This is a genomic window from Micromonospora sp. LOL_014, assembly GCF_048060245.1.
In the GTDB taxonomy this organism is placed as follows: Bacteria; Actinomycetota; Actinomycetes; order Mycobacteriales; family Micromonosporaceae; genus Micromonospora_E.
In genome coordinates, this window is sequence record NZ_JBHMIP010000048.1 from 1 (window position 1) to 19,452 (window position 19,452).

The window sequence follows — 19,452 nt, forward strand, 5'->3', positions numbered from 1 at the left end:
CGACAGCAGCCACACAACCGCAGGCCACACCCCAAGATCAACTTAAGCTACGCAGCATTGCCCCGACCGGATCACCGACTGGGGCGCCGACTGGGGCGCCGGCCTCCGTCGGGGACGATCCGCTGCTGCCCGGGGACCGCCAGGTCGCGATCGTGCGTACCGACGCGTTCGAGCCGGCGGTGTCGCTGCTCGACGACGGCTGTTCGTCATCGAACCGGCCGGGGCAGAGACTCTTCGGATCCGCGCCGCCGAACCGAATCCGGACGACTCCGACGCATGCTGGCAGGTCAGAGCATCCGGAGCGGACCCGCTGACCGTTGTCGCGGCGGACTGCGTGCCATCTGAGCTGCGGCAGCGCTTCTCGATCGGCGTCGTGGAACGGGCCGGTGGGGAACCGTCGTACGCGATCAGCAGCGCGTCGGCGTACCTGCAGCACTCCGCCACCCGGGGGCTGATCCTCGAAGAGCTGGGCGACGCGACGCTCACGACGTACTTCCGGTTCGCCGACATTGGTCCTTCGCCGGGGCGACCCGCCCGGTTCGGCGGTGCCGACGGTACGGCTGACTGTCGTGCTTGTACGTACCACTCCCGCCGTCGGGCTTCGTGGTCGAATACCGTCGAGTTGCCAAACGATTCGTTGGCATCCGATGGTCTGACGACAAGCCTTCCGGGTCAGGTGGTCGTGGTGAACACAAATCTTGCCGGTGCGACGGCGAAGTCCTTCGAGTTCGTCCACAAGAATCTCGACGGGTTCAAGATTAAGGAAGAGTCGACTCGATGGGGATCAACGGTTACATCAACTACTGTGCTGGTCTGGCCGCCGGCGCCGGGCTCGACGGCGGCGTGACGCTGGCGCTGGGCATCCCCGCCGATCTTGCCAACACCATCGCCCAGCAGTTCCGGGCACCCTCGCGGTGATCTACCACCGGACCGGGCGGTACGTGGTCAGCTTCCCCGAGTCCATGAAGATCGCTCGACGCTGCTCGCGCTCGAGGACCAGATTTCAACGACGTTGCCGAGCGAACGGCGATCGGCGGTTGATCTCCGGTTGATCGGCGGGACGGCGGAATGTCGGCCGCCCCGCTGCGGTTGTTACCCGGTGCGTCCCGCTGGCGTACGCGTCGTTGTGATATCCGCACGCGGGGCGTTCCGCGCGGTCGGGAATGGGCGTCGCATCAGCCCTGACCGCCGTGCTGGGCACCGACTGACCGTATGTCCCGTTCGCGGGGTCCGGGCCTCTGCCAAACGATCAATGCCCGGATCTTCCGCGCCCTCCCGGAACGGAGATCCGCAGATGACCACCGTTCTTCACAGATCCGCACTGTCCGTCGCCGGTCTGCTGGTAGCCGGCGGTGTGGTGGCCGGTCCGGCTGCCGCAGACCAGGCCGCCCCGGCCTCGGACACCGCGAGGTTCACCACCACTTCCGCCAGCTCCGACCAGGGCGGGTGGTCCAGCGAGGGCCGGCTGCTGGACACTCGCTACGAGCGGCAGCTGAACTTCTACTACTGCGGGCCGGCCGCGACCCGGATCGCGCTGACCGCGCAGGGCCACGAACTGTCGCAGGACGAGGTGGCCAGCAGGCTGGGCACCACGGTCGCCGGCACTGATTCGGCCGAGGACACCACCCGGGTGCTCAACGAGCTCACTGGAGACAACAAGTACCAGACCACCGCAATCGAGGCTGCCAAGGCGAGCCAGGCGCAAATCGATCAGCTGCGCGACGACGTGCGGGCGACCGTGGACGACGGCCGGGCCGTGGTGGCCAACATCATCGGTACGGCGAGCGACGTCGACGGCCGTACCCACTCGTACCCGGGCGGGCACTACGTGACCGTGGTCGGCTACGGCGAGGGCGGCGACGCCGTCAAGATCGCCGACCCGGCCTTTCTGGGCGCCGAACACTACTGGGTGAGCACCGAGACCCTGGCGCACTGGATCGCCACGCGCGGCTACTCGCACTGACGTCCTACCTCGTCCTGACCATGTGGGCCGGGTCTGCTGCGTACGCGGCAGACCCGGCCCACGGTCGTCACCGGCTAACCTTGATCCGCTGCGGTTGGTCGACCCGACCCGCTGCGGGGCAGGCCGATGAGCCGAAGCGGATCACTGCTGCGGGGGCGGGCTGAGCCTGCGCCGGACGTGACCCATGCCCATCGCGGTCCGGTCCCCGAAACCGGCGTGGCTGGCGAACGCCGCCAGGGCGTCGACCGCCCGCCGCGCGTCGCCGGGCACCCCCGACGCCTCCGCCAACTGGAAGGTCACCGAGCCGACCGTGCCCCGGCGGAACCGGTGCTCCGGGTTACGCTGCCCCGGCTCCACCAGGTGCGTGGCCATCCGCAGTTGGGCGTCGACCACCTCCAGATGGTCGACGACCGCCGGCTCCGCCGACGTCGGCAACGCCACCTCCCCGGCGAACGCGTCCCAGCGCCGGGTCAGGTTGGTGAACACCCGCTCCGCGTCCGGCCAGGGGCGCTGGCGGCGGGCACCGTCCCCGCGTCCGGTGGCGAACCCGACCGGGGTCAGCAGGTCGTACGCCCAGGTGGTGGCGGCCGGGTCGGCGCCGGTGGCCAGCTCGGCGTACGACACGGCGCGCACGGCGACGTCGACCGTGCGGTACCGGGTCTGTGCGATCTGATGCCCGGCTGCGTGGTGCAGCGCGGCGAGCACCGGGGCGGCGTACGCGTCGATCAGCAGGCCGACCACGATCCGGGCCGGCTGCCCCGGTGTCGACGATGTCCGGCCCTGCTCGTCGAGGACCGGGCTGAGGGTGAACGGCTTGTACCGGGGGCTGTCGTGCATGATCGTTGACAGCTCGGGGTCGACGGCGCGGACCGCTTTGAGGAACGCGGCGTAGACGGCCGGGCCGGTGTGTGGTGGCGGTACCGCCGTGGCGGCGGTCGGCACCAGGGAGACGACGATCTGGGTGGGCATCGGGCCGGCGTACCCTCTCGGTCTGGTGTGGTCGGTGAGTGCACCCCACTCAATCAGACCGGCGCCAGCGGGCCGGGGGATCCGCTGCCCGACCCGGTCGGGGTCGGGCAGCGGATCGGGTCCGGATCTGGTCCGAATTCGGGTTGCTCAGGACGCGGTGCAGCTCAGGTCGGTCGGTGTGGTGCCGGGCCCGGAGCCGACGAAGCCGACCGTGGTGGCGGCGTCCGGCGCGAGGGCCCCGTTGTACGGCTCGTTGCGTACCGTGTTCACCTCGCCGGACGTGGTCAACCGGCCGTTCCACAGCGACCCGATCGACGTACCGCTCGGGTTGGTCCAGGTGAGCGTCCAGCCGGAGATCGCCGAGGTGCCGGTGTTGCGCACCTCGATGCCGCCCTGGAAGCCGCCCTGCCAGCTGCTGGTCACCGTGTAGGTGGCGGTGCAGCCGTCGTCGCCGGGGCCGCCGTCGTCGGCCGCGGTGGTGACCGTCCGCGCCGGTGAGGCCGGCGAGACGTTGCCGGCGGCGTCGCGGGCCCGCACCGTGAACGTGTAGCTGGTCTCGGCGGTCAGTCCGGAGACGGTGTACGTGGTGCCGGAGACCGTGGCAACCAGGGTGGCCGGCGCACCGCCGGTCGACCGCAGCACCTGGTACGAGGTGACGCCGACGTTGTCGGTCGACGCCGCCCAGGTCAACGTCACCGTCTCGGCGGTGACGTCGCTGGCGGTCGGCTGGCCGGGGGCGGTCGGCGCGGTCACGTCGTCGTCCCCGCCACCGTCGCTGTACCGCTGCGCGAGGCTGATCCCGGTGGTGGAACCGGCACCGCCGAGCGGCACCTGGTGGTCGAGGCTGACGAACTTGCCGTCGTGCTGCCACAGCGCCGGCTTGAGCACCTGGTTGTACTTGACCTCGTCCCAGCTGGTCCAGTCGTCGAGCAGCAGGCCACCGGTGTCACCGGAGTTGGGGTTCAGCGACCAGAACGTGTGGTGGATGCCGTAGTCGATCATCAGGTCGCGCAGGGCGTGCAGCCACTTGTCCTGCCGGGCGTCCTGGCCGTACCGGCCGCCCCATTCGCCGATCAGCAGCGGCGCGGTGTCGTCCTCGTGGATGTAGAGCCAGTTGGGCCGCCACACGTCCTCGGTCAGCGACGCCTTGTCGAATTCGCCCTGGAACCACGGCTGCTCGTAGACCAGCGGGCCGTAGTCGTGCGGGGAGTAGACCAGCTGGTCCTGGTTGGCGCCCAGGTCGACCGGGTGCTCGGCGACGCCCCGCAGGTTGCCGCCCCACCAGTTGTAGAAGTAGTTCGGGCTGCGGTCCGGGTTGGTGTTGGGGGAGTCCCAGTCGGCGTGCGGGCGCGGGTAGACCTCGATGCCTTCGCAGAGGATCAGCAGGTCGGGGTTGATCGCCAGGATCCGCCGACCGGCGGTTTCGCAGGCGTGCTTGAAGTTGTCCTGGTCAATCGAGGAGTCCCACTTGGCCCGCTGCGGATCGTTCGGGGTGCCGTGCGGCTCGTTCTCGATGTCCATCGCGACGATCGTGTCGTTGTCGCGGTAGCGCTCGGCCACCCACTCCCAGCCCTGGTAGAACAGCTCCGGCGTGATCGAACCCTTGAACCACATCGGGTACGTGTGCCCGGAGTTGTCCGCTTCGGCGCTGTGCACGTCCAGCATGACCTTCAGGCCGTACTCTTCGCACAGGTCCAGCCAGTAGTCGAAGATCTGCAGGTTGTTCAGCCCGTCCAGCTCGGGGTTGACGTACGCGTTGATGTTGGGCCGGGCCAGCGGCTGGCCGGCCTTCCACTCCAGCAGCAGCTGGGTCGAGATCGGCACCCGGACGATGTTGATGCCACGCTCGGACATCGCGCGGGTGACCGCCTCGATGTTGGCCGACCACAGGCCGTGGAAGACCCGCTCGGTGGCGTTGTAGCCGAACCAGTTGGCCCCGGTGAGCCACACCTGGTTGCCGGCCTCGTCGACGATCGTGTTCCCATCGGTGTGCAGCCAGTCGTTCGCCGGTACGGCCTGAGCGGCTGCGGCTGATTCGGTGGCTGATGTGCCGGTGAGGGCAGCCGGTGGGGCGGCGGCTGCCGTGGCGGGGATGGTCGGGACGGCGGCGGCCGCCCCGAGTAGCAGGCCGGCCGCCGCTGTGGCGGCCCACCGTATCCGTATCGACGGCATGTAGAGGTTCTCCTGTCGTGGGTTGGGCAGTCGTGGGAGCGCTTCCATCGACAGAGGTTACGACGTACCAAGGTCGAAATGGAAGGACGTGATCCCGGCGGGCGTGCCGCCGGGGCATGTCTGGCTGCGACAGATTCATTGACTTCCATTTTGTGGCTCCCATAGGGTCGCAACGACGGCCTTCGATGGCGACGCGGTGACCTGGAGCCGGCATCGTGTTTCGCTCCGGGCGAAGGTGAGCAGGGCCGCCCTGGCGGGCCCGCCCGTGGTGCGCGTGTGGCTCGAGCATCGCCAGCCAGCGTCCCCGCTCCAGTCGATCCCCTGCGGCGTGATTCGGCGCACGCCTGTCCGCACCTGTCACGACAGAAAGCGAGCTCCCGAATCATGTTCCGAAGATTGGCCCTCTGCCTGGTCATGGTGCTGGCCACGATCAGCTTCAGCGCCGCGCCGGCCCAGGCCCAGGCGGACTTCACCGTCCTGGTCTTCAGCAAGACCGCCGGGTTCCGGCACGACTCGATCCCGGCCGGCATCGCCGCCATCGAGCAGCTCGGCGCGCAGCACAACTTCACCGTCGAGACCACCGAGGACGCCGGCCAGTTCACCACCGCCAACCTGTCCCGGTTCCAGGCGGTCATCTGGCTGTCGACCACCGGGGACGTCCTCAACGCCAGCCAGCAGTCGGCGTTCGAGAGCTTCATCCGAGGCGGCGGTGGCTACGCCGGGATCCACGCCGCGGCCGACACCGAATACGACTGGCCGTGGTACGGCGACCTGGTCGGCGCGTACTTCGCCAGCCATCCGGCGAACCAGAACGCCACCGTACGGATCGAGGACAACTCGCACCCCTCGACCGCCGGGCTGCCGACCGCGTGGAACCGCTACGACGAGTGGTACAACTACCGGACCAACCCACGCTCGGACAACCACATCCTGGCCACCGTGGACGAGAGTACGTACACCGGCGGTACGATGGGCAGCGACCACCCGATCGCGTGGTGCCGAGGCTACGACGGTGGCCGCTCCTGGTACACCGGCATGGGCCACACCAACGAGAGCTTCAGCGACGCGAACTTCCGCAGCCACGTGCTGGGCGGCATCCAGTACGCCGCGCAGGGCACCGGCAACTGCTCGACCGGCCAGACACCCCCCGGTTACAGCGAGGTCACCCTGGCCAAGGGCGTCGCCGAGGTCGGCGAGCCGATGGGCATGACGGTGCTGCCGAACCGGGGCGTGCTGCACACCTCCCGCGAAGGCACCATCCGCTACACCGACGCGGCCGGCAACACCAAGGTGGCGCTGACCATCCCGGTGTACACCCACGACGAGGAAGGGCTGCAGAGCATCGAGGCGGACCCCAACTTCGCCACCAACCGATGGGTGTACGTGTACTACTCGCCGCCGCTGAACACTCCGGGCGGCGACGCGCCGTCGACCGGCTCGGCGGCGCAGTTCGCACCGTTCAACGGCTATAACCGGCTGTCCCGCTTCACGGTCAACGCCGACCACACCCTGGACCGGTCGTCGGAGGTGACGGTCCTGCAGGTCCCGACCAGCCGGGGCATGTGCTGCCACGTCGGCGGTGACATCGACTTCGACGCGGACGGCAACCTCTACCTGTCGACCGGAGACGACACGAACCCGTTCGACTCCAGCGGCTACACGCCGATCGACGAACGGTCCAACCGCAACCCGGCGTACGACGCGCAGCGTACCGCCGGCGACAGCAACGACCTGCGGGGCAAGGTGCTGCGGATTCGGCCGAGCGCCAACGGCGGGTACACCATCCCGGCCGGCAACATGTTCCCGGCCGGCACGGCGAACACCAAGCCGGAGATCTACGCGATGGGCTTCCGCAACCCGTTCCGGATGTCGGTGGACAAGGCGACCGGAGTCGTCTACCTCGGCGAGTACGGGCCGGACGCCAGCACCGCCGACCCCAACCGCGGGCCGGCAAACCACGTCGCGTTCGAACGCATCGCCCAGCCCGGCTTCTACGGCTGGCCGTACTGCTCGAACTACAACACGCCGTACATCGACTTCACGTTCCCGTCCGGCCCCTCCGGCGCACCGTTCAACTGCTCCGGCGGGCCGGTGAACAACTCCCCGAACAACTCCGGCATCACCCAGCTGCCGCCGTCGCAGCGGGCCTGGCTGCCGTACGGTGGCGAGCAGAACCCGCCGGAGCTGTGCTGCGGCAGCCTGTCACCGATGGACGCCGTGGTCTACAACTACGACGCCTCGCTCGCCTCCGACGTGAAGTTCCCGGCGTCGATGGACGGCAAGGTGTTCATCGGCGAGTTCGGCCGGCGGTGGATCAAGACGGTCACGGTCACCGGCTCCGGCGGGGTGGGCTCGATCGACCCGTTCCCGGACTACACCGGCACCCAGGTGATGGACCTGGAGTTCGGCCCGGACGGCGCCCTCTACGTGCTCGACTACGGCACCGGCTGGGGCAGCGGTGACGCCAGCTCGGCGGTGTACCGCATCGAGTACAGCTCCGGCGGCGGCCGATCGCCGATCGCCGCCGCGTCCGCCGACCCGACCGCCGGCAACGCGCCCCTGACCGTGCAGTTCAGCTCGGCCGGGACCAGCGACCCGGACGGTGACGCCATCACGTACGCGTGGGACTTCACCACGGACGGCAGCACCGATTCGACGCAGCCGAACCCGTCGTACACGTACACCAGCAACGGCGAATTCACGGCGACGCTCACGGTGCGCGACAGCACCGGCCGCAGCGCCACCGCGAGCGTGGTGATCGGGGTGGGCCGGCCGACGGTCACCCTCGACCTGCCAAGCAACGGCCGGCTGTTCGAGTTCGGTGACGCCATCCCGTTCGAGGTGACGGTCACCGACCCGGACGCGCCGACCATCGACTGCAGCCGGGTGAAGGTCAACTATTTGCTCGGGCACGACAGCCACGCCCATGGCATCTCCAGCGCCACCGGCTGCTCGGGCACCCTGCAGACCACCGAGGACGGCGAACACGACCCGAACGCGAACATCTTCGGAGTCATGATCGCCGAGTACACCCCGGTAGGCGAGACCATCCCGGTGACCTCGGCGCAGACGGTGCTGCAGCCCCGGACCCGCCAGGCCGAGCACTACGGCGACCAGCAGGGCACCACCCTGGTGGAGAAGGCCTCCGCCCACGGCGGCAGCGCGGTCGGCTACATCGAGAACGGCGACTGGATCTCGTTCACCCCGTACAACCTGGCCGGGGCCACGTCGTTCACCGCGCGGGTCGCCTCCGCCGGCTCCGGCGGCACCATCTCGCTGCGGACCGGCTCGGCGTCGGGACCCGTCATCGGTACGGCCACCGTGAGCCCGACCGGTGACTGGGAGACCTGGACCACCGTCACCGGCACGCTCACCCCACCCAGCGGTACGCAGAACCTGTTCCTCGTCTTCACCGGTGGCTCCAGCTACCTGTTCGACGTCGACGAGTTCACCTTCCGCGGTAGTGGCACGACACCGCCGCCGACGACCGCTCCGCCGACGACGGCGCCGCCCACCACGGCACCGCCGACGACCGCGCCACCGACCACGGCCCCGCCGACCACGGCACCGCCCACGACGGCGCCACCGACCACGCCGCCGCCCACCGGGCCGTCGTGCTCGGCGGCGTACTCGGTGATCGGGCAGTGGCAAGGTGGCTTCCAGGGTGAGGTGCGGGTCACCGCCGGATCAACGTCGATCAGCGGCTGGACGGTCACCTGGACGTTCAACGGCGGACAGACCGTCAGCCAGTCCTGGAGCGCCACTGTCACGTCGAGCGGTGCCAACGTGACCGCGCGCAACGTCTCCTACAACGGGTCGCTCGGCGCGGGAGCCAGCACGACGTTCGGCTTCATCGGCTCGGGCAACAGCGGAGACAACGTGTCTTCGCTGAGCTGCACCGCCAGCTGATCAACGATGAGCTGCGCGGCACCACCGGCAGGTGGTGCCGCGCAGCTCCGTCGTGACGGCAAACGGTCCCACGGCTGCCCTGCGCCGCCAATGTCGACCGTGACGCGACGTCCCCGACAATCAGCGTCGACACCGGACAGGATCCTTGAGAAGACCTCGTCCTGACGAAGCTTCGTCCCTGCTCGACACGTTCGGCGTCACCTTCGTCCTGACCTCGCATTTCATCAACCCGATCAAACACAGCCTTGGCGATTGGACGATCGTCCTCGGCGGCGGTGTGATGGCCGTCGCCCTCGGCGGACTCGCGACCGTCGTGGACACGGCCGGGGAACGGATCACCGTGCCGTGTTCACCACCGTGCACAAGTCGCCCAGTCGCTGAGCGTCGTGATCGTCACGATCATTCTCGCGGCCTTGGTGCAGGCCAGGTTAGATCAAGGCTAGATCAGGTGGTGATTGCCGTGACCGCCGTGGCCGCCCGGCATGCATACGTCGGCACGTTCGCCTTCAACCTGCTGGTGCTGGTGGTGAGCGGTGCCGTCGTCGCCCACTGCGCCCGTTGGTGACTTTGTGCTCTGCTTGACGGACGCAGTGTCACCTCGCCGGGCCGGGATCGCTGGTCGAGCTTGATGCCTCAGGTGCATCAAGATGCACCTGAGGCATCAAGCCATGGAAGCATCATGGGTTTCCTGGCTCAGGTACGGGCAGCTCGCTCACGGGCGGTCGCCGGCGTTCGCGTCGGTGGCACAGCGGCGATGAGGGTCGCGGTGACGGTGAGCAGCCCGGCCAGCCACGCCATCGGGCGCAGGCCGACCATCGTGAAGCCGAGCCACGGCGGCGCCCACGGGTCGCCGCCGGTGATCGCGGCATGGCTGGTGGCCAGCCCACCCACCGCCAGAGCGGGCAGGCTCAAGACGGCGGCAGCTCCGAGCAAGGAGACGGTGACGACCCGGACCCAGGCGCGTCCGCTGGTGTGCGCATCGAGCTGCCGGAGGGCAAGCAACGTGGTGATCAGGGCGACGAGGAATCCGGTGACCGCCAGCGGCCAGACCCACCACGGCCGCGCGCGGCCAACGTCGATCACGAAGCGCGTGGCGTCCCGCGCAGACAGACGCACGGCGACACCGTCCCGGGTTGCCGTGAAAGCGTCGTAGTCGCCGCTGGCGCGGAATCGCTCGGCATCCCAACCGGCAGCCGTGAGCCGGTCGACCGCCTCGCTGACCAGACGGCCGTCGGAGGTCGACGCCGGACCGAACGGCAATGGCACTGTGACGGTCCCGGCGACGTAGCCGTCACCTCCGACGAGCATGGTCCAGGCACCGTCGACAGCCGGCGGAAATCCGTGCCGGTCACCGTTTCGGGTCGGCTCACCCGCCTCGACGCCGGGAAACGCGATAGCGGCCACCTGTCGGGCTGCCGCCGTGTCGGTGGTCGGCCCTGCCGTCTGCCAGCCCAGCCACGAACCGAACACGGCACCGAAAAGACCGGCCGACATTGCAAGAATCAAATAAGCGATCTTCACCTTGTGTCCAGCGGGTAGAGGTGCAGGTCAATTGAATCTAATGACCGAGTTTTGATCCGGCGCGGTTTTCGTGTGCTCGGGGACTTGGCTTGAGCGAGGGGATCCTCGGCCTTCGCCTCGGGGCTTCAATCCGGCGCGGTTTTCGTGTGCTTGGGGACATGAGAACATGTGCCAGTGGGTAGACGTTAAGTCGTTTCAATCCGGCGCGGTTTTTGTGTGCTTGGGGACGTGCGCAGAGGTAGTGGTAGTGCGGGGCCAGAACCGTTTCAATCCGGCGCGGTTTTTGTGTGCTTGGGGACACCAACGCAGATGGGGACAAGGTTTCCCACTGCGAAAGTTTCAATCCGGCGCGGTTTTTGTGTGCTTGGGGACCGTGTCCGAAATGTCGGGCGGTCTGACCTGCGGAAACAGGGGCCCCTGAGGGCAACCTCCTGTTGATCATGATCTTGAGAAGTGGCTAGATGATCTCCGAAGACCATGTTTTCGCAGCTCATGTTCACTTTGGGATCTTTCCGCCAACCTACCCCGGATCCCGGGCGTGTCGGGGGTTGTCGCAACGGGCATTCCGGGCCAATCACCTCCCTGGGTGGCCCTGGTGGGCCTGCCGGGCTCCAGTCTATTCGCTCGTCCACAGTGACGGAATAGGGGAGTGGGTGGGGCGGCGGTGGGGTTCCGTCGCCCCACCCACTCCCCGGATACCGGACTATCCGGGCGGTTCCGAAAGGAGATCGTCCAGCCACTCGACACCGGCACCGGCGACGAGGACCGCGAGGATTTCCAGTCGCCGACGGGCGATGCCGGCCGGTAGCCGCAGTCGTCGCGCGCAGGACTTCTCCAGGTCGACGGCGGATCGTTCGAGCGCGACATCGCACATCTCGGCGAGCAGCTTCGGCAGCCCGCTGCGGCGTACGGCCGGGTTGGCCAACAGCCGCAGCAGCACCTGGCGGCGGCGACGCCGTTGGGGAGTGTCGCCGGGGTCGGCGTACCGCTCGGCCGGGTCGCCCGGGACGGTGCCGCGGATCGGCCGGGCACCCGGCAGGTCGTCGCACGGGTCGAGCCGGTCGGCGCGGCGGTGCAGTGCGGCGGCGACGTTCGCCTCGTAGAAGCTCGGGTTGATCCGTCGGAGCTGGTCGACGGCCGCCGTCAGACGCAGGCGTACCTGCTGGTCGGTGAGTCCGTGCTTGGCCGCCGCGTGCGGGATCCGCCACGGGTCGGCGACCTGGTCGCGTAGCCCGATCACGAAGCTGATCAGCAGGTCCAGGCCGACCGGGTCGGCAGCGAGCGGCGCTGCCCAGCGGGCAGTGGTCAGGTCCCGTTCGGGGCGGGCGTGCATGCCGCGCGCCGTCGCCGACCGGCGGCGTAGTTCGGCGATGGCCTGGCGCTGGTCCTGGTGCACGAACTGCCAGTAGATGGCGCGAAGCCACGGAGCGATGTCGGCGTTGGCCCGGTCCGGGTGGTGCGCGTAACGGAGCAGGTCCGCGCCGGCGGCGTCCGGGTCGACCGTCGACGCCTGTGGCCCGTAGAGGAAGGACACCACCTGGTTGATCTCCTCGATCCGGCTGGGGCCGCCGACGGCGGTGCCGGCGCTGCCGCCGGCGGTGCCGTGGTCGGTGGCGTTGCGCCGCAGTCGGTCGAACTGGCGGCGGATGTGCTCGTCGCGTACGTCGGCGCAGTTGGCGCACAGGTGCAGCCACCGGTTGGCGGCGCGCGGGCTGTCGACGCAGTGGCTGGTGCCGTGCACGGTGCGGGCGATGACCATCCCCAGGTGGTGGGTCATGGCGCGGACGACGGCGAGGAAGAAGAAGGCGTACGTGTCTTGCGGGTCTTCCGGTGAGCGCAGTGCGGTGTCCATCGAGGTGCCTCCCGTTGCGACGCAGGAGAACAGCGGGGTGGATGAGCAGGCGGGGCTGGGTGCCCGCCGGACGACACCGGTGTCGTGATGTGGTGGGGAGCGACCGTCCAGGGCGCCGGCCCAAGAGCCGTGGACGATGGTCGCGGCAGCCAGTGAGGCTAACTCCTGGTGCTCATGCGAACACCATACGTGTAGTTACTCGATGGTAGCAACTGGAGGCCGATCCAAGGCCGGTGACCGTCCACACACGTCCAGCTGGTGGACTGCGCTGCCACTTCGTCCATCTGTTCCAAGTAGGAGCAACCCCGGCAACCGGAGGACGACATGGGCAAGACGATCAGGATCAACGGGGTCGACGTACCGGTGATCGACGACATGCTGTCCGGCCGCGACATCAAGCGGGCGGCCGGCCTGCCGCAGGAACGGGTCCTGGTCCGCCGGGACGACGACCGCAACGTCATCGTCCCCGACGACCAGCGGATCCGCGTCGCCGATCAGCAGCAGTTCACCCACCACGCCCGGCACTCCAAGGCGATGACCTCGCTCGACCCGAGGCGGCTGCGCATCCGCCACGAAGCAGCCCAGCTCGCGTACGCGTACCCCGGGCTGACCGTCGCCGACGACGAATCCTGGCTGCACATCCCCGAGTTCCGGCTGCCGCCGCACTGGGAGCCGGACCGCACCACCGTGCTGATCGTGCCGCCGGCCACCTACCCGGAGACCGCACCGGACGGCTTCTTCCTCGGCGACCACCTGCGCCGCCGCGACGGCCGCACGCTCGTGCAACCCGCCCACTACTTCTCGGCCTACAAGAACCGATACGCCGAGCTGGGCTACCGCTGGTACTGCCTGGAAGACCCGGAGCGTAACTGGGATCCGCGCTTCGACTCGCTGGTCAGCTACGTCGAGGCGATCCGCACCTACCTCGGCACGGTCGACTGATGACCTGCGTGCTGCGGATCAGCCACGACACCTGGGACACCGTACGGCGGCATCTGCGCGACAGCGACGACGAACGCGGCGCCTACCTGCTGGCCCGCGCCGGCCGGTGGACCGACCCGTGGGGCACCGGGGCCGTCACCGACCTGCTGGTCACCCGGGCCATCCCGATCCCGGACGACGCGCTGTCGGTGCAGAACGGCGTACGGATCGAAGTCGCCGCCTGGCTGACCCGGGAGGTGCTGATCGCCTGCTTCGAGACCGGCCTGTCCCTTGTCGACGTGCACAGCCACCCGTTCGCCGACGACACGGTCAGGTTCTCCGGCCTGGACGTGGAGAACATGCGCCAGACGCACACCGAGTTCCTTGACCGGATGCCGGCCGCGCCGCCGGTCGGGGTGGCGTCGCTGGTGCTCGGGCAGGCGTCGGTGGCCGGCGCGTACACCGACCCGGACGACGGGACGCTGCGGATGCTCGACCGGTTGGTGCTGCTCGGCGACGACGACCTGACCGAGGTGAAACTGTGCCGATTCTGACCACGCCGATCCTGACCGCACCGGCCGGTGGGCCGGACCCGCAGGCCGGTGCCACTGGGCCGACCCCGGCGGACCGCTACGACCGGCAGGTGCGGGCGTTCGGCCCGCACACGCAGCGCCGGCTCGCCGAGCTGACCGTCGCCGTGGTCGGTCTCGGCGGTGTCGGCAGTCAGGTCGTCCAGTCGCTGGCCCACCTGGGCGTGGGCGGCCTGCTGCTGGTCGACCCGGACACGGTCACCGCCACCAACCTGAACCGCTTGGTCGGCGCCAAGCCGGCCGACGTGGCGCGGGCGGCGACCAAGGTCACCGTCGCGGCCCGCACGGTCCGGACCATCAACCCGCAGGTACGGGTACGCGGCATCGCCGGCAGCATCCTCGACCCGGTCGTCTGGCAGCAGGTGCGCCCGGCCGAGGTGATCGTCGGCGCGGTCGACGGGCACGCGCCACGCTGGGCGTTGAACCGGCTGGCCGTGCAGTACGCCCGCTGCTATCTCGACGTCGGGGTCGAGCTGGGGCCGGCACCCCGCCCGGAGCCGCCCGACGACCACAACCAAGAAGCCAATTCCCGGGTACGGCTGGAAGCCGGCGGGCATCTGGCGGTGGTCCGCCCCGGTGGCCCGTGCCTGCTCTGCCTGTCCGGCTACGATCCGCGTCTGGTGGACGCCGAACTCGATCCCGGGTTGGCCGCTTCGCGCCGGGCGGCCGGATACCGGGTCGACGATCCGGCCGAGCCGACGCCCAGCGTGGTCTTCCTCAACCAGATCATCGCCGGGTACGCCGTCGGCGAGCTGCTGAACTATGTCTCGCCGTGGAGGTCACCGGTGCGGTATCTGCTGGTGGACGCGGCGGCGAACGAAACGACGGTGCTGGACGCCGACCGCGACCCGGAGTGCCTGGCGTGCGGGCCGGACTCGCCACGCGGTCTCAGCGACGCCGCAGGCCCACCGTCCGTGGCCCGGACGACCGCGCCTCCAGCGGCCCACGACGCTGCCGGAGCACCGCAGAGCCCGAACACCCAGCCATCCCGATATCCGTCACCCGGCGAACCAGCCCCGCGCAACGAGTCCCGCCACCACGACACCTGATCCCAGCCCGACCTGACGCTGGCTCTCGATAGACCCGATGCGACTCCGCGTGATCCCGTCACGGGATTCTGATCCCCTGACGGGATCACGCGCTGCGTGCATCGGGGATTACTGCTGCACCGTCGTGGTACGCCACTCGCGGACACCACGGCGGGCATTTTGCTTGCCCAAATAGGGCGCAGTTTTCGTGTGGCCGGGGACCGAAGGCGCTAAGGCCTCTCAGAGCGACGAGAGAGTTTCAATCCGGCGCGGTTTTCGTGTGTCCGGGGACTGGAAGAGGCTCGTCTTCGTGACGGGCTACGGCGGCAGGTTTCAATCCGGCGCGGTTTTCGTGTGTCCGGGGACCGGTCAAGAAGGGGGTACACAGTTCGCTGTGAAAGGGTTTCAATCCGGCGCGGTTTTCGTGTGTCCGGGGACTCAACCGGATCGTGGTGTCGGGGGCCGTCATCGTCCTCGCGGTTTCAATCCGGCGCGGTTTTCGTGTGTCCGGGGACCCTGCAGGTGGATGTCATCGTCGCCGTCGGTTCCAGTTTCAATCCGGCGCGGTTTTCGTGTGTCCGGGGACCGTGTCCGAAATGTCGGGCGGTCTGAGCTGGGCAAACATGGTGCTCCGAGGGCAACCTCTTGTTGATCATGATCTTGGGGGGGCCTTAGATGATCTCCACGGGGCATGTTTTCGCAGCTCAGGTGCACTTTGGGATCTTTCCGCCAACCTACCCGGGATCCCGGGCGTGTCGGAGGTTGTCGCAAGGGGCATTTCCGGACATAAGCTCCTGTTGATCTCGGCGGTGACGTCGATGCCACCGATTCTATCGGAGTTCGTCCGTCCGATCTCGGCATGAATACCTCTCCTTCCCGGCTGTTGAGTCGGATGTCTGACCAGCCGACGTTGTGGGCCGCGTGGTCGCGGGTCGCCGCCGGCACCGCACTCGCCGGAGCGGACGGCGTGACCGTCGCCGAGTTCGCCCACCACCTCGGTCCACGACTGGAGTCGCTGTCCGCGCTGCTGCGCAGTGGCGAATACACCCCGCAACCCCTTCGACTGATGACCGTCACCCGTGGTGGCGAGCGCCGCGACCGGGGCATTCCGACCGTCGCCGACCGGGTCGCCCAGCGCGCTTTCCTGCACGTCGCCGGCGACCGGTGGGAGACCCGCCGCGCCGAGGTCAGTTTCGCGTACCAGCGGGGTCGTTCCTGGGTGGACGCGTTGACGATGGCTCTCGCGTACCGGGACAAGGGGTTGCGTTATGTGGTCCGCGCGGACATCGCCGATTTCTTCGCCAGCGTCGACCACCAGCTCCTGCACGAGATGGTCAGCGGCAGTCTCGCCGACCCGGCGGTCAGCCGGATCGTACGCGGCTGGTTCACCGCGCCGATGCTTACCGCCGCCGGTCTGCGTACCCGGGTCCGGGGTGTTCCCGAAGGCGCGCCGATCAGCCCGACCCTGGCCAATCTCTACCTGCGCGAGTTCGACGCCCGGGTCGACGGCCGGCACGGCCGGCTGGTGCGTTACGCCGACGACCTGGCGCTGTTCTGCCTCGACCTCGACGCGGCGATCAGCGGTGCCCGGCAGATCGGCGCCGAGCTGGCCGCGCTCAACCTGCGGCTGCACCCGGACAAGACGCAGATCACCACGTTCGACGCCGGGTTCAGCATGCTCGGCTGGGTGTTCGACGGCGAGCACGGTCGGCCCGAGCAGCCCAACGCGGACTGGACCCATCCGCTGCTCAACACCCCGCGACGGGGCAAGCTGCCGGCTAGCAACGGGAGCCGGCGATGATCGGCAAGGCGTTCCACGTGATCGGCCCGGACTGTGTCCTCGGCCGGCGCGACGGCCGGCTCGTCGTGCACCGCGACGGTGTGCTGCGTGCCTCCGCACCGCTGACCATGGTCGGCGAGGTCGTCACCACCGGCCGGGTGACCGTCACCCCGCACGCGATGCACAGCATGCTCGCCCACGACATTCCGCTGATCCTGCTCAGCCGCACCGGCCGACCGCTCGGCCGGCTCGAACCACCCACCGCCGGTCACATCGCCGCCCGGCTGCGCCAACTCGACCGGCACCGCGACCCGGCCGCCCGGCTCGACCTGGCCCGCGCGATCATCCCTGCCAAGATCGCCAACCAGGCGACGCTGCTGCGCCGCCGCGCCAAACGCAGCGGCGACCCGGCGACGGTGTGGGCGGCGGTCACCCGGCTCGCCGAGTTCGAGCAGGCCGCCAGCGCCGCGACCGACCTGGCGCAGCTGATCGGCATCGAAGGCGCAGCGGCCGGGGCATACTTCCGCGCTGTCCGGGTGATGACGCCGGCCGAGTACGGCTTCGCCGCCCGCGACCGCAGCCGCCGTGACGTGATCAACGCGCTGATCAACTACTGTTCGGCGCTGCTGCGGGAAACCGTGCACGGGGCGATCCTCGCCGCCGGGCTCGACCCGTACCTGTCGTTCCTGCACACTCCGAGCCGGGGACGGCCCACGCTCGCCTTCGACATGATGGAGGAGTGGCGGCCGGCGCTGCTGGAGAGCACCGTACTGGCGATGCTCGGCCTGCGTACCGTGACCGACGCCGACTTCGACGGCACCCACCTGACACCCGGCGCGACGTCCGCGCTGATCTCGCGGGTTCAGGCCCGGCTGGCCATGCCGGCCCGCGAATGGCCGGCACCCGCCGACCAGCCGACCTACCACCAACTGGTACGCCGCCAGGCGCTGCGGCTGCGCGGCTGGCTGCTCGACGAGCAGGCGCAGTACCGGCCGTTCCGCTGGAGGTGACCGGCATGCAGCCCAGCTGGTGGACCGTCACCTTCGACCTGCCCGACGACCGCGACCGCCGGCAGTTGACGACGCTGCTGCGCCGCCACGGCGTACGGGTGCTGTACAGCGTCTTCACCATCCACATCGGTGACGCGCACCTGGACCGGCTGCTCGCCGCCAGCGCCGAACGGTTCACTGGCGGCGGGCACCTGCTGGCCCTGCCGTCCTGCCCGGACTGCGAAACCGCCGGGTACGGCGTACCGCTGGAAGTCCTCCCCGAGCAGGGCTGGGCCGGCTGGTGAACCGGCCGGTGCTCGTCGTCTACGACATCGTGAACGACCGCCGCCGCGCCGAGGTACGCGCCCGGCTCGGCCCGATCGCCGACCGCTTCCAGTACAGCGGGTGGCTGGTGCCACCGGAGGTCAACCTGACCGCGGCGCGGGTCGTCGCCGACCTGGCCGCGGTCGCCGGCCCGGCGGACCGGATCCACGGCCACGCCCCGTGCCCCGACTGCGCCCGCCGGGCCAGGTGGCTGCCGGCCCGCCAGCCACACCGCCTCACCCGCCAACCCGGCTGGACCGCCCACTGAACGTGGCCGCCGATCTACAGGGGTCGCCAACGTGGCTGGCAAGGCACCGCGCGGTACGGTGCCCGTGTGGAGCGGATCACGCTGCAAGACCTCCGCGATGACGCGGGCAGGGCGCTGGAGTCGGTCGAGCGCACCGGTGAGCCGGTCGTCATCACCACGTACGAGCGGCCGGTGGCCGTACTGGTCGGGATCGACGAGTGGGAAGAACTCGAAGCGTTCCGGGACGGCAAGGACGCTGCGGTGATCGCCCGCTCCCGTGCCGAAGGGCTGTTCGTGCCGCTGTCGGCGGCGCTGGAGTCGCTCGGGGTCGATCCTCGTGAAGTCGAAGCGTTGCTGGCCGACCGCGCTGACGGTGCGGCGGCGTCAATTCCGGTTCCCGACCTCCGAGGACCCAGAGAGTAGCCTCCTGCTGAATTGCGACAGCCCAATCGGCCTTTCAGGTCCGGTGCGCGTGAGTCGTTCGGGACGGCATCCGCTGTTACCCGGTGTACGTGCCGGTTCTGCCGAGCTCGGGAAAGGCGCGCTCCCAGCTTTGCCGCAGTTGGGGTGGCAGCCAGAGGGTGGGCCAGAGTCGCCGGAGCAGGTCGGCGTTGAGCCAGGTGTTCAGGTCGTCGACTGTGCCGGCTTCGATGAGCACCACCTTGTACATGCTGGCGAGGCGAGCGGGCCGGCCCAGGTCGTACTCGGCGTTGCCGGACCAGTCCAGATGGTGGGGGAGGGTGAGCACGCCCTCGGTCGGGCCGGTCAGCGCGGTGAGCGTGTCGGCCACGATGTACGGCTTGCGGTCCCCGTACGGAAGGTAGTTGGCTGGTGGCTGCTGACCAGTCGATGGCCGTACGGGTATGGGTCTGCTTCAGGCGTTGAACCCGTCGGTTTTGACCGCGTAGATGAAGGCGATCCAGCCGGTGGTGGTGAAGGTGAGGACCGGGCCGGTGTGGTCTTTGCTGTCGCGGACTGCGGTGGTTCGGGGCATGCTGGCGACCTCAACGCAGGCACCGCCGTTGTTGTCGCTGCGGCTGGACTTGCGCCAGGTGGGGTGGGGCGTGTTCATGGTCAGCCTCTGGTGTCGTCTGCGATCTGTTGGATGAGGGTGCGGGACTCGACTGGGCCGAGTGCGGCGGCGGTGAGTCGTTCCCAGAGCCGAGTGTATGCCCGGACCGCCTCGG

At 69.2% G+C, this 19,452-nt stretch carries 18 protein-coding genes and 2 CRISPR repeat arrays; of the genes, 12 read left to right on the plus strand and 6 right to left on the minus strand.

Annotated elements, in window-relative coordinates; genetic code table 11:
• Positions 1–777: 777 nt before the first annotated feature.
• The gene (locus tag ACFHW1_RS27480; protein ID WP_416616490.1) at positions 778–918 is read left to right on the plus strand and encodes a hypothetical protein; all 141 of its coding nucleotides are present in this window, start codon (positions 778–780) and stop codon (positions 916–918) included.
• A gap of 376 nt (positions 919–1,294) precedes the next feature.
• Entirely contained in the window at positions 1,295–1,963 is a 669-nt protein-coding gene (locus tag ACFHW1_RS27485) for a C39 family peptidase (protein ID WP_416551685.1), read from the plus strand.
• A gap of 141 nt (positions 1,964–2,104) precedes the next feature.
• Here ACFHW1_RS27485 and cas6 read toward each other — a convergent pair whose 3' ends face one another.
• Together cas6 and ACFHW1_RS27495 are read right to left on the minus strand one after the other, a co-directional pair.
• Complete coding sequence (gene cas6 / locus ACFHW1_RS27490) at positions 2,105–2,932, minus strand: CRISPR system precrRNA processing endoribonuclease RAMP protein Cas6 (RefSeq protein ID WP_416616492.1); 828 nt, start codon at positions 2,930–2,932, stop codon at positions 2,105–2,107.
• Between the two features lie 147 nt (positions 2,933–3,079).
• Positions 3,080–5,104, minus strand: a complete 2,025-nt coding sequence (locus ACFHW1_RS27495; protein ID WP_416551810.1) for a cellulase family glycosylhydrolase — start codon at positions 5,102–5,104, stop codon at positions 3,080–3,082.
• A 384-nt stretch (positions 5,105–5,488) separates the two neighbouring features.
• Here ACFHW1_RS27495 and ACFHW1_RS27500 point away from each other — a divergent pair, with 384 nt between their 5' ends.
• Both ACFHW1_RS27500 and ACFHW1_RS27505 read left to right on the plus strand, forming a co-directional pair.
• Positions 5,489–9,013: a ThuA domain-containing protein gene (locus tag ACFHW1_RS27500; RefSeq protein WP_416616493.1), complete on the plus strand. Its 3,525-nt coding sequence runs from the start codon at positions 5,489–5,491 to the stop codon at positions 9,011–9,013.
• Between the two features lie 145 nt (positions 9,014–9,158).
• On the plus strand, positions 9,159–9,578 hold the full coding sequence (locus ACFHW1_RS27505) for a hypothetical protein (RefSeq protein WP_416616494.1): 420 nt from the start codon (positions 9,159–9,161) through the stop codon (positions 9,576–9,578).
• A gap of 128 nt (positions 9,579–9,706) precedes the next feature.
• Here ACFHW1_RS27505 and ACFHW1_RS27510 read toward each other — a convergent pair whose 3' ends face one another.
• On the minus strand, positions 9,707–10,507 hold the full coding sequence (locus tag ACFHW1_RS27510) for a hypothetical protein (RefSeq protein WP_416616495.1): 801 nt from the start codon (positions 10,505–10,507) through the stop codon (positions 9,707–9,709).
• A gap of 75 nt (positions 10,508–10,582) precedes the next feature.
• Positions 10,583–10,906: direct repeats of the CRISPR family, unit length 36 nt; unit sequence GTTTCAATCCGGCGCGGTTTTTGTGTGCTTGGGGAC.
• Positions 10,907–11,237: 331 nt separating this feature from the next.
• Positions 11,238–12,386 (minus strand): hypothetical protein, encoded by a 1,149-nt coding sequence (locus tag ACFHW1_RS27515; protein ID WP_416616496.1) that lies wholly within the window; start codon positions 12,384–12,386, stop codon positions 11,238–11,240.
• A 324-nt stretch (positions 12,387–12,710) separates the two neighbouring features.
• Between ACFHW1_RS27515 and ACFHW1_RS27520 the strand changes: the two genes are divergently transcribed.
• From ACFHW1_RS27520 to ACFHW1_RS27555, 8 genes are all read left to right on the plus strand, one after another.
• Positions 12,711–13,328, plus strand: coding sequence for an E2/UBC family protein (locus ACFHW1_RS27520; RefSeq protein ID WP_416616498.1), 618 nt, complete (start codon positions 12,711–12,713; stop codon positions 13,326–13,328).
• Positions 13,328–13,861 carry a hypothetical protein gene (locus ACFHW1_RS27525; protein WP_278170236.1) on the plus strand — a complete coding sequence of 178 codons (534 nt, stop codon included), beginning with the start codon at positions 13,328–13,330 and terminating at the stop codon, positions 13,859–13,861. The genes ACFHW1_RS27520 and ACFHW1_RS27525 overlap by 1 nt, the downstream gene beginning before the upstream one ends.
• Positions 13,849–14,946, plus strand: coding sequence for a HesA/MoeB/ThiF family protein (locus ACFHW1_RS27530; RefSeq protein WP_416616499.1), 1,098 nt, complete (start codon positions 13,849–13,851; stop codon positions 14,944–14,946). The genes ACFHW1_RS27525 and ACFHW1_RS27530 overlap by 13 nt, the downstream gene beginning before the upstream one ends.
• 234 nt (positions 14,947–15,180) lie before the next feature.
• Positions 15,181–15,511: direct repeats of the CRISPR family, unit length 37 nt; unit sequence GGTTTCAATCCGGCGCGGTTTTCGTGTGTCCGGGGAC.
• Between the two features lie 273 nt (positions 15,512–15,784).
• A complete protein-coding gene (locus ACFHW1_RS27535) occupies positions 15,785–16,726 on the plus strand; it encodes a reverse transcriptase domain-containing protein (protein WP_416616500.1) in 942 nt (313 codons plus the stop codon).
• Positions 16,723–17,715 carry a CRISPR-associated endonuclease Cas1 gene (gene cas1, locus ACFHW1_RS27540; protein ID WP_416616501.1) on the plus strand — a complete coding sequence of 331 codons (993 nt, stop codon included), beginning with the start codon at positions 16,723–16,725 and terminating at the stop codon, positions 17,713–17,715. Before ACFHW1_RS27535 ends, cas1 begins: the two co-directional genes overlap by 4 nt.
• A 5-nt stretch (positions 17,716–17,720) precedes the next feature.
• Positions 17,721–17,999 (plus strand): CRISPR-associated endonuclease Cas2, encoded by a 279-nt coding sequence (locus ACFHW1_RS27545; protein WP_281550647.1) that lies wholly within the window; start codon positions 17,721–17,723, stop codon positions 17,997–17,999.
• Positions 17,996–18,286: a CRISPR-associated endonuclease Cas2 gene (locus ACFHW1_RS27550; RefSeq protein ID WP_278114760.1), complete on the plus strand. Its 291-nt coding sequence runs from the start codon at positions 17,996–17,998 to the stop codon at positions 18,284–18,286. The genes ACFHW1_RS27545 and ACFHW1_RS27550 overlap by 4 nt, the downstream gene beginning before the upstream one ends.
• Before the next feature lie 66 nt (positions 18,287–18,352).
• The gene (locus ACFHW1_RS27555) at positions 18,353–18,688 is read left to right on the plus strand and encodes a type II toxin-antitoxin system Phd/YefM family antitoxin (protein WP_416616503.1); all 336 of its coding nucleotides are present in this window, start codon (positions 18,353–18,355) and stop codon (positions 18,686–18,688) included.
• A gap of 76 nt (positions 18,689–18,764) precedes the next feature.
• On the opposite strand, the gene ACFHW1_RS27560 is transcribed toward ACFHW1_RS27555, so the two are convergent.
• Both ACFHW1_RS27560 and ACFHW1_RS27565 read right to left on the minus strand, forming a co-directional pair.
• The gene (locus ACFHW1_RS27560) at positions 18,765–19,055 is read right to left on the minus strand and encodes a hypothetical protein (protein WP_416616505.1); all 291 of its coding nucleotides are present in this window, start codon (positions 19,053–19,055) and stop codon (positions 18,765–18,767) included.
• A gap of 84 nt (positions 19,056–19,139) precedes the next feature.
• Positions 19,140–19,337: a DUF397 domain-containing protein gene (locus ACFHW1_RS27565; protein WP_416616506.1), complete on the minus strand. Its 198-nt coding sequence runs from the start codon at positions 19,335–19,337 to the stop codon at positions 19,140–19,142.
• Positions 19,338–19,452: the final 115 nt, after the last annotated feature.

What these genes read in the sequence shown, in the direction of transcription:
- ACFHW1_RS27535 (WP_416616500.1), top strand. Translation starts at nt 15,785, where the DNA reads ATGAATACCTCTCCTTCCCGGCTGTTGAGTCGGATGTCTGACCAGCCG.
- cas6 (WP_416616492.1), bottom strand. Translation starts at nt 2,932, where the DNA reads ATGCCCACCCAGATCGTCGTCTCCCTGGTGCCGACCGCCGCCACGGCG.
- ACFHW1_RS27515 (WP_416616496.1), bottom strand. Translation starts at nt 12,386, where the DNA reads ATGGACACCGCACTGCGCTCACCGGAAGACCCGCAAGACACGTACGCC.
- ACFHW1_RS27510 (WP_416616495.1), bottom strand. Translation starts at nt 10,507, where the DNA reads ATGTCGGCCGGTCTTTTCGGTGCCGTGTTCGGTTCGTGGCTGGGCTGG.
- cas1 (WP_416616501.1), top strand. Translation starts at nt 16,723, where the DNA reads ATGATCGGCAAGGCGTTCCACGTGATCGGCCCGGACTGTGTCCTCGGC.
- ACFHW1_RS27565 (WP_416616506.1), bottom strand. Translation starts at nt 19,337, where the DNA reads ATGAACACGCCCCACCCCACCTGGCGCAAGTCCAGCCGCAGCGACAAC.
- ACFHW1_RS27525 (WP_278170236.1), top strand. Translation starts at nt 13,328, where the DNA reads ATGACCTGCGTGCTGCGGATCAGCCACGACACCTGGGACACCGTACGG.
- ACFHW1_RS27480 (WP_416616490.1), top strand. Translation starts at nt 778, where the DNA reads ATGGGGATCAACGGTTACATCAACTACTGTGCTGGTCTGGCCGCCGGC.
- ACFHW1_RS27545 (WP_281550647.1), top strand. Translation starts at nt 17,721, where the DNA reads ATGCAGCCCAGCTGGTGGACCGTCACCTTCGACCTGCCCGACGACCGC.
- ACFHW1_RS27485 (WP_416551685.1), top strand. Translation starts at nt 1,295, where the DNA reads ATGACCACCGTTCTTCACAGATCCGCACTGTCCGTCGCCGGTCTGCTG.
- ACFHW1_RS27495 (WP_416551810.1), bottom strand. Translation starts at nt 5,104, where the DNA reads ATGCCGTCGATACGGATACGGTGGGCCGCCACAGCGGCGGCCGGCCTG.
- ACFHW1_RS27520 (WP_416616498.1), top strand. Translation starts at nt 12,711, where the DNA reads ATGGGCAAGACGATCAGGATCAACGGGGTCGACGTACCGGTGATCGAC.
- ACFHW1_RS27500 (WP_416616493.1), top strand. Translation starts at nt 5,489, where the DNA reads ATGTTCCGAAGATTGGCCCTCTGCCTGGTCATGGTGCTGGCCACGATC.